General features: G+C 47.4%; 11 protein-coding genes. 9 read left to right on the forward strand and 2 right to left on the reverse strand.

Going from position 1 to position 13878, the window contains the following annotated elements:
- Window positions 1–67 precede the first annotated feature (67 nt).
- Window positions 68–676, reverse strand: coding sequence for a YdeI/OmpD-associated family protein (locus QEP08_RS01325; RefSeq protein WP_285054871.1), 609 nt, complete (start codon window positions 674–676; stop codon window positions 68–70).
- 159 nt (window positions 677–835) lie between these two features.
- Between QEP08_RS01325 and QEP08_RS01330 the strand changes: the two genes are divergently transcribed.
- A complete protein-coding gene (locus QEP08_RS01330) occupies window positions 836–1045 on the forward strand; it encodes a hypothetical protein (protein WP_285054874.1) in 210 nt (69 codons plus the stop codon).
- A gap of 140 nt (window positions 1046–1185) precedes the next feature.
- Here QEP08_RS01330 and QEP08_RS01335 read toward each other — a convergent pair whose 3' ends face one another.
- Window positions 1186–2115, reverse strand: a complete 930-nt coding sequence (locus tag QEP08_RS01335) for a DMT family transporter (RefSeq protein ID WP_285054875.1) — start codon at window positions 2113–2115, stop codon at window positions 1186–1188.
- Window positions 2116–2210: 95 nt separating this feature from the next.
- On the opposite strand from QEP08_RS01335, the gene QEP08_RS01340 reads away from it, so the two are divergent.
- The 8 genes from QEP08_RS01340 to QEP08_RS01375 all read left to right on the forward strand — a co-directional run bounded on the left by QEP08_RS01340 (window position 2211) and on the right by QEP08_RS01375 (window position 13678).
- On the forward strand, window positions 2211–3647 hold the full coding sequence (locus tag QEP08_RS01340) for an aminotransferase-like domain-containing protein (protein ID WP_285054876.1): 1437 nt from the start codon (window positions 2211–2213) through the stop codon (window positions 3645–3647).
- A gap of 105 nt (window positions 3648–3752) precedes the next feature.
- Window positions 3753–4283, forward strand: coding sequence for a hypothetical protein (locus QEP08_RS01345; RefSeq protein WP_285054879.1), 531 nt, complete (start codon window positions 3753–3755; stop codon window positions 4281–4283).
- 76 nt (window positions 4284–4359) lie between these two features.
- Complete coding sequence (locus tag QEP08_RS01350) at window positions 4360–4989, forward strand: class I SAM-dependent methyltransferase (RefSeq protein ID WP_285054881.1); 630 nt, start codon at window positions 4360–4362, stop codon at window positions 4987–4989.
- Between the two features lie 37 nt (window positions 4990–5026).
- Window positions 5027–5524: a VOC family protein gene (locus QEP08_RS01355; RefSeq protein ID WP_285054883.1), complete on the forward strand. Its 498-nt coding sequence runs from the start codon at window positions 5027–5029 to the stop codon at window positions 5522–5524.
- Between the two features lie 29 nt (window positions 5525–5553).
- Window positions 5554–5883, forward strand: coding sequence for a DUF6660 family protein (locus QEP08_RS01360; RefSeq protein WP_285054885.1), 330 nt, complete (start codon window positions 5554–5556; stop codon window positions 5881–5883).
- A gap of 253 nt (window positions 5884–6136) precedes the next feature.
- Window positions 6137–10504, forward strand: a complete 4368-nt coding sequence (locus QEP08_RS01365; protein WP_285054886.1) for a CusA/CzcA family heavy metal efflux RND transporter — start codon at window positions 6137–6139, stop codon at window positions 10502–10504.
- Window positions 10505–10514: 10 nt separating this feature from the next.
- Complete coding sequence (locus tag QEP08_RS01370; RefSeq protein WP_285054888.1) at window positions 10515–11690, forward strand: efflux RND transporter periplasmic adaptor subunit; 1176 nt, start codon at window positions 10515–10517, stop codon at window positions 11688–11690.
- A 26-nt stretch (window positions 11691–11716) separates the two neighbouring features.
- Entirely contained in the window at window positions 11717–13678 is a 1962-nt protein-coding gene (locus QEP08_RS01375) for a heavy metal translocating P-type ATPase (protein ID WP_285054890.1), read from the forward strand.
- The last annotated feature ends 200 nt before the right edge of the window (window positions 13679–13878 follow it).

Raw genomic sequence — 13878 nt, forward strand, 5'->3', positions numbered from 1 at the left:
GTTTGCTTTTGCTGCGGATGGCTGTTATTCAGGTGATTACACCCTTGCTTATTGGGCGACCGGACGCTTACTTATATTTCCAGTGTCTTGACTTCCCCTCGCTGATCCACTCCATGGCAGTTTCCAGACGTTTGTTTCTTGTCGTCTCTGTTTTAGCTTCTTCCAGCCAGGTTACATACTCTTTTCTCTGTGACGGGCTGAATTTGTCAAAATGTACTGAAGCTTCCACATTCCTGGCAAGGGCCTCAATGAAATAATCAGGAACAGCCAGTTCTGTCTTTTCGTTTAAGGTTTTAGCACGTGAGGGGGCTTTAATACCTGCTTTGTTTAAGGAAAGGGCCTGTCTGATGTATTTGATCAGGATCTCATCTGCCGGCAAATCCTCGAGGCTGGTAATCCTGCCGATACTGCCTGCATTTTTCTCCTCTCTTTTTAAAATGTTGTCCGGGTCATCCATTATTGCAGCTTGCCAGAAACCAAAAGCGCAATGTTCTTTAAATGCCGCCATTTGGCAAACAGGCCCGTTGTGTTCAAAAAATGGGCAGCTCCATTTGATCGCTTCTGTAAATTCCGGCGAGGCCTGGTGTACCAATTTACGGAGGTGCAGTAGAATCGGCTTAGCGAAATCTTTGCACTCCGCAATATATGCATCGACCCGTTTATTGTATTGTTCCATATCCGGATGGTTAGTTCAATTTCCTTTGTTCCTGTATTGTGCCTATAAATATAAGAGATCGGCCCAGTATTTATACGTGATTTTACGAATTAGAAAACCAGCCGGGCCTGATGCATGTTTTAGCGGTAAATCACTTATTGTTTAATATAATCTTATACTATGAAAAAGTTAATGATGATGCTGGCCCTGGGCGCTTTTTGCCTGACTGCTTCCGCGAATGTTGGTTTCTGGCAGGATACCACTAAAACTAAGCAGGACACCACAAAAAAACACAAGGACAAAAAGGACCATGACAAAAAGAAAGATAAAGATAAGTCTAAACAGGATACGCTTAAACGCGATACAACGACCAGGCCACCGCAAAAGTAGTGTCTGGTCTGCTTAAACTGGTCGTTTAAAGAACATCACAAAGCCCGGGTGCCTTTTGGTTCCCGGGCTTTGTTCAATCCTAACTCCTTCAGCCTTGCGATGGTCCCTGTCATGTCCCGGCAGGATCCGGCTGGGCTGGGTTATGTGTCTGTCCGGGCTTTGATAAATGCCGGCGATCTGGCAAACCTCCTTGACCCGGCAACACATATTATGACACCGGCAGTAACTCCCAGCATATCTGGGCCTACCGGCTCATGAAGCAGGAATGCGGCCAGTGCCAGCCCAAAAAACGGTTGCAGCAGCTGCAGCTGCCCCACCGCTGCGATGCCTCCCAATGCCAGGCCGCGGTACCAGAATATAAAACCGACAAGCATACTGAATACCGAAATATAAGCCAGGCTGGTCCAGGAAGCCAGACGGATTCCCGAAAATGAAGGGGGCGTTGTAAATCCTGCGATCACAGTCATAAAAGGCAGTGACAGCACCAGCGCCCAGCAGATCACCTGCCAGCCGCCCAGTACCCTGGATAGTTTTGCGCCTTCGGCGTAGCCAAGCCCGCAAACGATGATGGCCAGCAGCATGAGTATATTGCCCGTGGCTGATCCTGAGGCTCCTCTGGTAAGAGCATATCCGATAACGAGCAGACTTCCCAGGATGGAAAACAGCCAGAATGCAGGATGCGGACGCTCGGTGCCACGCAACACGCCAAATATCGCTGTACTGAGCGGCAGCATGCCGACAAAAACCATGGAATGCGCCGAGCTCACATGCTGCAGGGCGAGCGCCGACAACAACGGGTAACCAAGTACGACTCCCAGTGAAACAATAATTAATGGATAGATGTGCTGTTTTCCGGGGCGTTTTTCTTTATAGATCAGCAGGATGGCAAGCCCGAGGATTCCGGCTATACCTGCACGTGCGGCCGTCAGGAATACGGGATTGAAATCCAGGATGGCAACTTTTGTGGCGGGGAGTGATCCGCTAAAGATCAGTACGCCAATAATCCCGTTTATCCAGCCGCTGCGGCTGTTTTCTTTCGCTTTGCTGCGTGTTAGTGTATGCTCATTCATCTGGTGATCGTTTATGGATACAAAGCTAAAACGGTACAGTCAATGAATACAGTTACAGTTTTGTATATTTCGATGGGTACAGTTATATTTGTGCTATGGGTGCAGATTTTAGGTACAACGAGATCGCCAAAGGTATTGCGGGACAGATCAAAAGCGGGATTTTAAAACCAGGGGAGCGTTTGCCTTCTCTGCGGGCTTTGTGCAGTGATTACGGTGTCAGTATGAATACTGCAAAAAGGGTGATGCTGGAACTTTCTGCACTGTCGCTGGTCGATTCAAAGCCGATGTCCGGTTATTTTGTGAACCGTCTGACTGAACAGCGGCTGCCATTGCCCGGGGTCAGCAGGCCCTCGCCGGTGGCCGGCGAAAAGGAACCCGGTGAGCTGATCAGTAAGGTTTACGCCAATATGGGGAATGAAAAGCTGACCCTTTTTTCCATTGGGATCCCTTCTGGTAATCTGCTGCCTCTTTCCAAATTAAAGAAGGAAGTGTTATTGGCTACGCGGGTGCTGAGTGCGGGCGGTGCAGCTTATGAATCCCTGCAGGGAAATATTAAGCTGCGGAGAATGATTGCTTCCCGGTCGCTGGCCTGGGGCGGGAGCCTGCATGAGGATGACCTGATCACGACCAGCGGCGGCATGAATGCCTTGTCTTTTTGTATGATGGCCCTCGGGAAACCCGGTGATACGATTGCTCTGGAGAGCCCCTGCTATCCTGGTATTCTGCAGCTCGCGCTCAGCCTGGGGTTTAAGGTGCTCGAACTGCCTGTTCACCCGGAAACGGGGATAGCTGTAGATGCCCTGAAAAGCGTGATCGGTAAGGTGAGCATGTGCCTGCTCGTGCCCAATTTCAATACACCGATGGGCAGCTGTATGCCCGATGAAAATAAAAAGGAAGTGGTGGAGTTGCTTGCCCGTCACCACGTCCCCCTGATCGAAGATGACATTTACGGTGATCTCTACTTTGGTACGCAGCGGCCAAAGTGCTGCAAGGCATTTGACACGACTGGTAATGTCTTGTGGTGTAGTTCTGTTTCCAAAAACCTGGCTCCGGGATATCGTGTGGGCTGGGTGGCACCGGGCAGGTATAAGGACAAGCTGCTGAAACTGAAACTGGTCCATTCTATTTCTTCACCTGCTATCCAGCAGGAGGCTGTCGGTAATTTTCTGCGGACCGGCCGGTATGAAAATCACCTGCGTCAGCTTCGCCGGACTTTGCAGCACAATTATGAACTTTATGTACAGGCGATAGCCCGGTATTTTCCGGAGGGAACAAAGACCAGCAGGCCTCAGGGCGGGCTGGCGCTCTGGGTAGAATTCCCTCCTGAAATTGATGTCAGTGAACTGTATGACCTGGCCATTAAACAAGGGATCAGTATTGCCCCCGGCAGGATGTTTACTTTGCAGGACCAGTTTGAAAACTGTATGCGGCTTTGTTTTGGCCTGCCCTGGTCTGAGGAAATTGAGTTTAAACTTAAGGTGCTTGGGAACCTGGCAAAGATGGTTCGAAGGAAAAATTTTCACGATAATTGATAATCAATTAAATAGGAGTTTGAATTGTAAGCTATTCTTGTTAGATTTAATCTAACGAAAAATACTTTAACGACTTTTAATAACGACTCATCCTAACCAAACAACATGAAAAAATACCTGATTATCCCGATTGTGTTTGTTTTTCTCACAGGCTGCTCAAAAAAAGACGCAGTGCCAACATCTGATCCGGAACCCGATCCGAAAACCTTAGACAGCATTGCAATAGATAAGGGAGATACAAGTGAGCCTTACATTGGTGTGACGGATGTTTATGCTGACCTGGATACCAATAGTTACAAAGACCAGCCGAGGTTTAGCGGAACTTACAAAGGCAAGTTACATTACCGGTACGGAAATTATTACGTGGAGGCTGTTTCGTGGGTGACTTTCCAGGATAATAAATATAACAGCAGCATAGGAAAGGGAACTTTTGAATTAAAGCCCGGAAACGTGATCTCCTTTACAGACCACGGAGTCTATAAGACAGATTTTGATTGGGGGCTGATCCTTGCCCGAAAATACAGGTATTTTGGAAAGGGAGATAGTCTTATTATGACAAAAGATCTCTCCTACCAGGGCTCAGGCGGGCTGCCGTCCTTTTATCAATACAGATTAAAGCTTGTCAGTACTGAATAATTTATTGTAACTGGGCGCGTTCCCAGGTTGTTAAAGCCTTTATAAAAGCCACGGCATTTTTTATTATTTTTGCGGTATGAATACTAAACAGGCTTACAACATCTGGGCTGCGCAATACGATACCAACGACAATAAAACACGTGACCTGGAGGGGCTGGCACTGAGGATTTCCCTCGCCAGTATTCCTTTCAATAAAGTATTGGAGATTGGCTGCGGGACTGGGAAGAATACGGAGTGGCTGATCGGGCGGGCAGCGCTGATCACGGCGGTCGATCTTTCCGACCAGATGCTGGCAAGGGCGAAAGACAAGATCACTTCCAACAGGGTACAGTTTAAGCAGGCAGACATTACCTCCCGCTGGAATTTTAGGGACGGTTTATACGATCTGGTGACTTTTAGCCTGGTGCTGGAACATATTGATAACCTGGATTATGTGTTCAATGAAGTTGCCAAATCACTAAATCCGGGTGGGTATGTGTACATCGGCGAATTGCATCCGTTTAAACAGTACAGCGGTACTAAGGCCAGGTTTGATACTGCGGAAGGAAACCAGCAGGTGGTAGACTGTTTTAACCACAATGTATCTGACTTTATTCATGCAGGCAGGAAGCACGGATTGTCCCTGGTGGAGCTTGACGAGTATTTTGATGACAACAACAGAAGTGATATTCCAAGAATTTTGACCATCTTGCTAAAGAAAAAATAAACATAATGTAATGATGTGCTGTAATCCCTCAACCAGAATGAATAACAAGGAACAAAAACATTTGTCAATAAAAATGCTGGCTTTGGTTGTGTTGCTGGGAATGACTTTAAGCCCGTTTCAAAAAGCTATGGCCCAAACTGAAAAAAAGAATTCTGCTGCTGTATTGAATCATATCGCTGTTTATGTGGCGGACCTGAAAGTGGCTACTGATTTTTATAAGCATGTATTTGACCTGGAGATCATCCCTGAGCCTTTTCATGATGGCAGGCATACCTGGTTTTCCATCGGGCCTGCTGGTCACCTCCACATTATATCGGGTGCTAAGGCTGCTGCTGTACATGATAAAAATGAACACCTTTGCTTTAGTGTGGCTTCGATAGATGAGTTTATTGCCAAACTAAAGGCAATGAAAATCGATTTTGAGAATTGGGCCGGTGAAAAACAAGCGGTTACCAATAGAGCGGATCGCGTTAAGCAGATATATTTCAAAGATCCTGACGGCCACTGGCTCGAGGTGAATGATGATCATAAATAAGAGTGAATGATGATCATAAATAAATAGAGATGAGGTTTCTTTCTTTCCTATGTGTGATGATGGTGCTGGTACTGAATTTTGTGCCTTGTGCTGATGCACATGAAACGGAGGAAGCTCAGACGGTAATGGCTGCTTCGCATGGACAGCAGGAATCGTCGTCACACACGGATGACTGTACCCCTTTTTGTCACTGTTCCTGCTGTGCGAGTACGGTTGTGGTTAAACTAACAGCATCGCCTGCGGTTCCGTTTAAAATATATAACTCTGCTTATATCCCTCATTTTGAGGGTAATTCTATGGATGTGAGCCTTCCAATCTTTCAGCCGCCAAAAGGATCTAATACTTTTCTTCGTCATTGAGGGGTGCTTTTAACCGTCGTGAGAGGTACTTTTAACCGTCATTGAGAGACATTTTTAACCGTCATTGCGAGGTACGAAGCAATCTCATTAAGTTGGGATTGCTTCGTACCTCGCAATGACGGAGTATATCAACGGTATCAGACAGAGTGTATCAAAGGGTATCAGACGGCGTGTGCCAACGGTATCAGACAGAGTGCATCAACGATATTAGACGGAGTGTATCAACGGTATTATTTCATTTGTAACACATAATATGTTAGATAAAATCATTGGGTTTTCCATAAAGAATAAACTCATTATTGGTATTATGGTGCTGGCGCTGATCATTTGGGGTGCCTATTCTGTTCAGCAGCTGCCAATAGATGCGGTTCCCGATATTACCAATAACCAGGTTCAGATCATTACGGTTTCTCCGAGCAACAGTGCTGAGGATATTGAACGGTTCGTGACCTTTCCGGTGGAGCAGACCATGGCTACCATTCCGGATATTGTTGAGGTGAGGTCTTTCAGCCGCTTCGGCTTATCGGTTGTAACGGTGGTATTCAAAGAGGATGTGAAGATCTACTGGGCGAGGCAGCAGGTTGCTGAACGGCTTACTGAAGCAAGCAAAGCGCTCCCTGATGGTATGGGTACGCCTGAAATGGCTCCGCTTACCACTGGCCTGGGAGAGATTTACCAGTATGTGATCCATACCAAAAAGGGGTATGAAAAAAAATATAACGCTACTGATTTGCGGACCATCCAGGACTGGATCGTGCGCAGACAGTTGCTTGGTGTTGCCGGCGTTGCCGATGTGAGCAGTTTTGGAGGTTTGCTGAAGCAATATGAAATTGCTTTGAACCCTGACCGGCTGAAGAGCATGAGCATCAGCATCGCGGATGTATTCAATGCGCTAAAAAAGAACAACCAAAACACCGGAGGTGCCTATATTGACAAGAAGCCCAACGCCTACTTTATCCGGACTGATGGTTTGATCAGGGATGTAAAGGACATTGAGAATATTGTCGTACGGACCAATCAGAACAGCACTCCGGTATTGATCCGTAATGTTGCTGAGGTAAGGATCGGCGCTGCTACCAGGTACGGAGCCATGACCAGAAATAATGAGGGTGAAGTTGTGGGGGCGATTGTGCTGATGCTTAAGGGGGCCAATTCCTCCGAGGTCATTGCCAAAGTGAAGGAACGGATGGCCCAGATTGAAAAGACATTGCCTGAAGGCGTGGTCATTGAGGCTTTCCTGGACAGGACTAAACTGGTAGACAATGCCATCAGTACCGTAACGAGAAATCTGGCGGAGGGCGCGCTGATCGTCATCTTTGTTCTGGTCCTGCTGCTGGGCAATTTAAGGGCTGGCCTTATTGTGGCGTCGGTAATTCCGCTTGCCATGCTGTTTGCCGTTTGCCTGATGAATGTATTTGGGGTAAGCGGCAATCTGATGAGCTTGGGTGCAATTGATTTTGGCCTCATTGTGGACGGGGCGGTAATTATTGTAGAGGCCACACTGCACCATTTGGGCCTGAGAAAAAACAGGAATGTTTTATCACAGCAGGAAATGGATACGGAGGTCTATCAGGCTTCATCGGCCATCAGGAACAGCGCCGCTTTTGGCGAACTGATCATTCTGATCGTTTATCTGCCGATCCTGGCGTTGGTTGGTATAGAAGGTAAGATGTTCAGACCCATGGCACAGACGGTGACATTTGCGATTATCGGTGCATTTATCCTCTCGCTTACTTATGTGCCCATGATGAGTGCATTGTTCCTGAGCAGGAAGAATATACAGAAAGTGACGGTATCCGAGCGGATCATCGGTTTTTTTCAGCGATTGTACGATCCGGCACTCCGGTTTGCACTAAGGGCTAAAGGCTTTGTGGTCGCTCTTGCTGTCGGCCTTTTCATCACCTGCCTGCTGATCTTTAACCGGATGGGCGCTGAATTTATTCCTACACTGGAGGAAGGCGATTTTGCTGTCGAAACCAGGGTGCTTACGGGAAGCAGCTTATCCCAGACCATTGAAGCGGCCTCCCGTTCAGCTAAAGTACTAAAGGAAAATTTCCCGGAAGTGCTGGAGGTGGTCGGTAAGATCGGCTCCGCTGAAATTCCTACAGATCCTATGTCTGTTGAAGCTTGTGACCTCATCATCATCCTGAAAGATAAACAGGACTGGACCAGTGCCCGGGACCGTGAAGAACTGGCTGGTAAAATGCAGGAGAAGCTGGAACAATCTGTCCCCGGTGTGACCTATGGTTTTCAGCAGCCGATACAGATGCGTTTTAATGAGCTGATGACGGGAGCAAGGCAGGATGTGGTGATCAAGATCTATGGTGAGGATCTGGGCAAACTGAGCGGATATGCTGCACGGATTGGAGCCATCGCACGCAAAATTTCCGGGGCTGAAGATGTATATGTTGAACAGGTTTCCGGTTTGCCGCAGGTGGTGGTCAGGTTTAACCGCGATAAGATTGCCCAGTTTGGCCTCAATATCGAAGACATCAACACGGCAATCCGCACTGGTTTTGCTGGTGAGGTGGCGGGTTTGGTATTTGAAGGGGAAAAGCGGTTTGATCTGGTGGTGAGGCTCGAGCAAGGTGAAAGGGAATCGCTTGAAGACATCAAAAAGGTATATGTGTCTACGCCTTCTGGTCAGCAGATCCCGCTGGAACAGCTGGCCGATGTGGCGTTTAAAGAGGGGCCTAACCAGATCCAGCGTGACGACGCCAAGCGCCGGATCATTGTTGGTTTTAATGTGCGCGGCCGTGATGTGGAGGGGATTGTAAAGGAAGCCAGGCAGGCCATCGACCAGCAGATCAAATTTGAACCGGGGTATTACCCGACTTATGGCGGCACTTTTGAAAACCTGCAGGCTGCCAATCTGCGGCTTAGTATTGCTGTGCCTGTGGCTTTATTGCTGATCTTTTTCCTGTTGTACCTCACGTTTTCTTCGGTAAAACAGGCTTTACTCATTTTTACAGCGATTCCGCTTTCCGCCGTCGGCGGCATCATTGCACTTTGGCTAAGGGGAATGCCGTTTAGCATTTCTGCCGGAGTCGGTTTTATTGCCTTATTTGGCGTAGCCGTTCTCAATGGAATTGTACTGATTGCTGAATTCAATAAATTAAAAAAAGAAGGATTAACAGATATGACTGCTATTGTTAAAAAAGGAACAGCTGTTCGGCTGAGACCTGTGATCATGACTGCTTTAGTTGCCTCCCTTGGATTTTTGCCCATGGCGCTGTCCGGAGGAAGCGGGGCAGAAGTGCAAAAGCCATTGGCTACGGTGGTTATCGGTGGCCTGCTTACTGCAACATTGCTGACTTTACTTGTACTTCCTGTGCTTTACATCTGGTCTGAAAAGCTCAAGCCTGCATCTAAACCAACAGTCCTGCTCTTGATTTTTACTTCAATGATCTGGTCTGGCAGCGCCGGGGCGCAGGCAAAACCGCTTTCTCTGAAGACGGCCGTCGAACTGGGATTAAAGAATAATCCGGGTATTGCGGTTTCCGAACTGGAGATCAGCATGCTGAAACAACAGAAACGGGCTGCGGTGGAAGTTTCAAAAACAGAATTGGGGCTGTTGTACGGGCAATACAACAGCGTGATAAAGAATGACAACAACTTCACAGTTTCACAGACCATTCCTTTTCCCTCTGTATTTGGTGCCTATGCTGCCCTCGGCAATGCACAGGTTAAAGGTGGTGAACTGAAATCTGACGTCACTAAAAATGAATTGATCTATCAGATCAGACAATCTTATCTGAACCTCCAGTATCTGTATCAGCTGAGGCAGTTACTGCTGAAGCAGGACAGCATCAGTAAGGGCTTTCTCAAGGTTGCCGCCTTGCGGTATAAGACCGGGGAAGGAACTATGCTCGAGCAGACCTCTGCGGCAACGCAGCAAAATGAACTGACCAACCAGCTTACATTGAATGCGTCCAATATTAAGATCTATTCCGCTAAACTGTCTGCATTACTCGGGTTGAAGGAGGAAGTCATTATTGCAGATCAGGAACTGAAAGAGGAGATATTGACTCCTGCGGACCTGACCAGTGCCCTGCAGCACAACCCTTCACTGGCACTGGCCAGACAACAAATTGAAATTTCTGAAAAACAGCGCAAGCTGGAAGCGGGGAAAGCGCTGCCTGACATTACCATCGGTTATTTTAACCAGTCTCTGACGGGAACTCAGGAGGTAAACGGACAACCGGTATTTTTTGACCGTTCCAAACGGTTTCAGGGCTTTAACGTCGGTCTTTCACTGCCTTTGTTCTTTGGAAACCATACCGCTAAAATCAAGGCGGCGGCAGTCAGCAAGCAGATCGCGGCAGGTAATTTAGAGGCCCAGCAGCAAAAATTTCAGGGCGAGTACCAGCAATGGCTGCAGGAATACCTTAAGAATAAGGCCAGCATAGCTTATTATAAATCTTCTGCCCTGCCAAACGCGGTATTGATATTGAAAACCAGCAGGATCGCTTATGATAAAGGGGAGATGAGTTACCATGATTTTTTGCTAAGCATGAAACAGGCCGGCGCTATTGAAGAAAATTACCTGATGGCTATACTGCAAAATAACCAAAGTGTCTATATGCTGGAATACCTGAATGGTGAAAATAACTCTTATTAACAATAAATAGATGAAATCAATATATAAAGTAATAAGCCTCATTTGTTTGGGAACCGTATTGGTCTCCTGCGGTCAGGATACACAAAAGAAAGTGACTGAGGAAGAAAAGAAGGAAGAGGCGCATGAACAGCATGATGATGGTGTAGAACTGACCGAAAAGCAATTTCAGGTGGCTAATATAGAACTGGGTATGGTGCAAATGAAATCCCTGAGCGGCACCGTGAAGGTAAACGGTGTACTGGATCTTCCCCCGCAAAGCCTGGTGTCTATTTCTGCACCTTTTGAAGGGACCGTGAAAAGTACGGAAATGCTGCAGGGCATGAAAGTTAAAAAAGGACAGCCCGTGGTCGTACTCCAGCATCCTGATTACATCCAGGTACAGCAGGATTACCTGGATTACAAAAGCCAGCTCGAATTTTTGCGGCTGGAGTATGAGCGTCAGCAGGAATTGGCTGCAGATCTTGTAAATGCTAAAAAAACTCTGCAGCGGGCCAAAAGTGAGTACGTTAGTATGCAAGCCAGGGTAGCAGGTTTACGGTCCAGGCTTGGATTGATGAACATTGACATGGCGGCGCTGGAAAAGGGGAAACTGCAAAGTACCCTTACACTTTATTCACCGATATCGGGATATGTGACCCAGGTCAATACCAATATCGGAGCTTACGCAAACCCTTCTGATGTACTGTTTAAAATAGCCAATACAGATCATTTGCATGCCGAGCTTACGGTGTATGAAAGGGATGTTCCTAAACTTAAGATTGGTCAGAAGGTAAGGTTTACCCTGGCCAATGAAACCAGGGAGCGCATGGCCACTATTTATCTGGTAGGACGGGAGATCAGTAATGAACGGACGGTTCAGGTCCATTGCCATCTTGACCAGGAAGACGGACAGCTGCTGCCGGGAATGTACCTTCAGGCCTTGGTCGAGGGTGGCAGCAAGCTGGTGGCGGCACTTCCCGAGAAAGCAATCGTCGAGTTTGAAGGGCAGAAATACATTTTTGTACAAGAGGGGCAATTGCATTTTGAGATGCTGAAAGTGGGCACAGGTGTTGCCGAACTTGGGTTTGTTGCTGTTGAACTGCCGGAAAATTTTGACAGGGAAAATAAAAAGGTAGTGGTAAACGGGGCCTATGATTTACTGAGTAAAGCAAAAAACAGCGAGGAAGGGGAAGGACATGGCCATTAATATAAATATATTGCTGAAATTGTAATATGAAACCAGAAAATCGACATCAGCATTGCTGTTCCGATGGTCACAATGCGCCTGGGCAGAAGGAGCATGTTCATGAGGATGATGGGCACAGTCATGTAGCCGCAGGGCCACAGAACTGGCTGGGCCATTGGCCCTTACTGACTGCGCTCGTCATCATTATGGTCATGATGCTGCTCGAATATGCGTTCCATTTTTGTTTCAGTACCTTATTGCAGCTGGGCATTTATATACCTGCTTATTTGCTGTCGGGATACAACGTGCTGGGACTTGCATTCAGAAAAGCCCTGCGCCTTGATTTCTTCAATGAATTTTTTCTGATGAGCGTTGCCACGCTGGGCGCTTTTGCAATAGGCGCTTACAGCGAGGCAGTAGCGGTTATGGTTTTTTATTCGATAGGGGAATGGTTTCAGGATGCGGCGGTGAGCAATGCAAAGAGAAGTATAAAAGCGCTGCTGGACATCAGACCGGACAGTGTCAACGTACTGAGAGGCGGGCAGATCACCAATGTCAATCCTTCACAGGTACAAATAGGAGACGTGATCCAGGTCAAACCCGGTGAGAAAGTGGGGCTGGACGGTGAGCTGATCTCGGATAAGGCCATGTTCAATACGGCGGCTTTAACGGGTGAAAGCAGGCCGGATAATAAGACAAAGGGTGAAACCGTTCTCGCCGGCATGATCAACCTGAACCAGCTTGCCGAGATTCGGGTGAAGGCTTTGTTCAAAGACAGCAAGCTGAGCAGGATCCTGGAAATGGTACAGGATGCTACAACCAGAAAATCCCGGACGCAGCTGTTCATTTCACGCTTTGCGAAAGTTTATACACCAATTGTTTTTCTGCTGGCGGTATTGGTTGTGGGCCTGCCTTATCTGTTGGTCACTGACTATGTATTCAGTGACTGGCTGTACAGGGGGCTGGTATTTTTGGTGATCAGTTGCCCCTGTGCCCTGGTGGTATCGATTCCCCTGGGCTATTTTGGCGGGATTGGGCTGGCATCCAAAAACGGTATCCTGTTTAAAGGTGCTAATTTCCTTGATGTGATGACCAAAGTCGACATGGTGGTGATGGACAAAACAGGCACGCTGACCAAAGGGGTATTTAACGTTCAGAAAGTGGTGGGGTATAACTTTGATGAAAGAGAGCTCCTGACGCTCGCAGCCACTTTGGAAAGTAAATCTACACATCCGGTTGCGCTGGCCATAGTCCGCTATGCAGCGGATTTAAAACTCATGAATGCCGCTGATGTGGAAGAAATAGCGGGGCATGGTCTGAAGGGAATGGTGGATGACAGAATGGTTCTGGCTGGCAATACCAGGCTGCTGAAGAAATTTAACATCGGTTATGATCCGGATCTTGACAGCGACGCTGGTACCATAGTAGCGCTGGTTGTGGACAACAGGTATGCGGGATACATCAGCATCGCAGATGAGCTCAAAGCCGATGCGAAACAGGCAATCACTGATCTGCATGCGCTGAATATTCAAACGGTGATGCTGAGCGGTGATAAGCAAAGTGTAGTAGATAACATAGCCGGGCTGCTGGGCATGGATAAGGCATTTGGCGACCTTCTTCCGGAAGATAAGGTGGCAAAGGTAGAGGCACTGAAGCAGGAAGGAAGACGCCTGGCTTTTGTCGGAGACGGTGTAAATGACGCTCCGGTCGTGGCATTGGCCGACGCGGGAATTGCCATGGGCGGGCTGGGTAGCGATGCCACTATTGAAACTGCCGATATTGTGATCCAAAATGATCAGCCTTCAAAAATTGTAACGGCCATCAGGATTGGTAAGATCACCAGGAATGTGGTATGGCAGAACATCATCCTTGCGATGACCATAAAAGTTATTGTACTGGTTTTGGGTGCCGGAGGGGTGGCAACTCTTTGGGAAGCCGTCATCGCTGACGTGGGCGTTGCGTTGCTCGCCATTCTGAATGCGGTCCGGATCCAAAGAATCAGATTGTGATTTTCTAATCTGGCTTTTCTGGTTTCTTTGAATGCAGCCGGTTTTGTGATTAAAAATTACGCAAAGGTTTGCTTTGTCTCTTAAAGGGGCTTTTTTGCTATTTTGAGTGGTTGATGTTAAAAATTTTAAGCTGATCCTTAGGTTTTTATATAAAAAATTTAGTAAGTTACATCAACACATTGAAGCCAGATATAGTAATG

The organism is Pedobacter ginsengisoli (assembly GCF_030244015.1).
In the GTDB taxonomy this organism is placed as follows: Bacteria; Bacteroidota; Bacteroidia; order Sphingobacteriales; family Sphingobacteriaceae; genus Pedobacter; species Pedobacter ginsengisoli.

What these genes read in the sequence shown, in the direction of transcription:
- QEP08_RS01365 (WP_285054886.1), top strand. Translation starts at nt 6,137, where the DNA reads ATGTTAGATAAAATCATTGGGTTTTCCATAAAGAATAAACTCATTATT.
- QEP08_RS01375 (WP_285054890.1), top strand. Translation starts at nt 11,717, where the DNA reads ATGAAACCAGAAAATCGACATCAGCATTGCTGTTCCGATGGTCACAAT.
- QEP08_RS01345 (WP_285054879.1), top strand. Translation starts at nt 3,753, where the DNA reads ATGAAAAAATACCTGATTATCCCGATTGTGTTTGTTTTTCTCACAGGC.
- QEP08_RS01370 (WP_285054888.1), top strand. Translation starts at nt 10,515, where the DNA reads ATGAAATCAATATATAAAGTAATAAGCCTCATTTGTTTGGGAACCGTA.
- QEP08_RS01340 (WP_285054876.1), top strand. Translation starts at nt 2,211, where the DNA reads ATGGGTGCAGATTTTAGGTACAACGAGATCGCCAAAGGTATTGCGGGA.
- QEP08_RS01355 (WP_285054883.1), top strand. Translation starts at nt 5,027, where the DNA reads ATGAATAACAAGGAACAAAAACATTTGTCAATAAAAATGCTGGCTTTG.
- QEP08_RS01325 (WP_285054871.1), bottom strand. Translation starts at nt 676, where the DNA reads ATGGAACAATACAATAAACGGGTCGATGCATATATTGCGGAGTGCAAA.
- QEP08_RS01330 (WP_285054874.1), top strand. Translation starts at nt 836, where the DNA reads ATGAAAAAGTTAATGATGATGCTGGCCCTGGGCGCTTTTTGCCTGACT.
- QEP08_RS01350 (WP_285054881.1), top strand. Translation starts at nt 4,360, where the DNA reads ATGAATACTAAACAGGCTTACAACATCTGGGCTGCGCAATACGATACC.
- QEP08_RS01360 (WP_285054885.1), top strand. Translation starts at nt 5,554, where the DNA reads ATGAGGTTTCTTTCTTTCCTATGTGTGATGATGGTGCTGGTACTGAAT.
- QEP08_RS01335 (WP_285054875.1), bottom strand. Translation starts at nt 2,115, where the DNA reads ATGAATGAGCATACACTAACACGCAGCAAAGCGAAAGAAAACAGCCGC.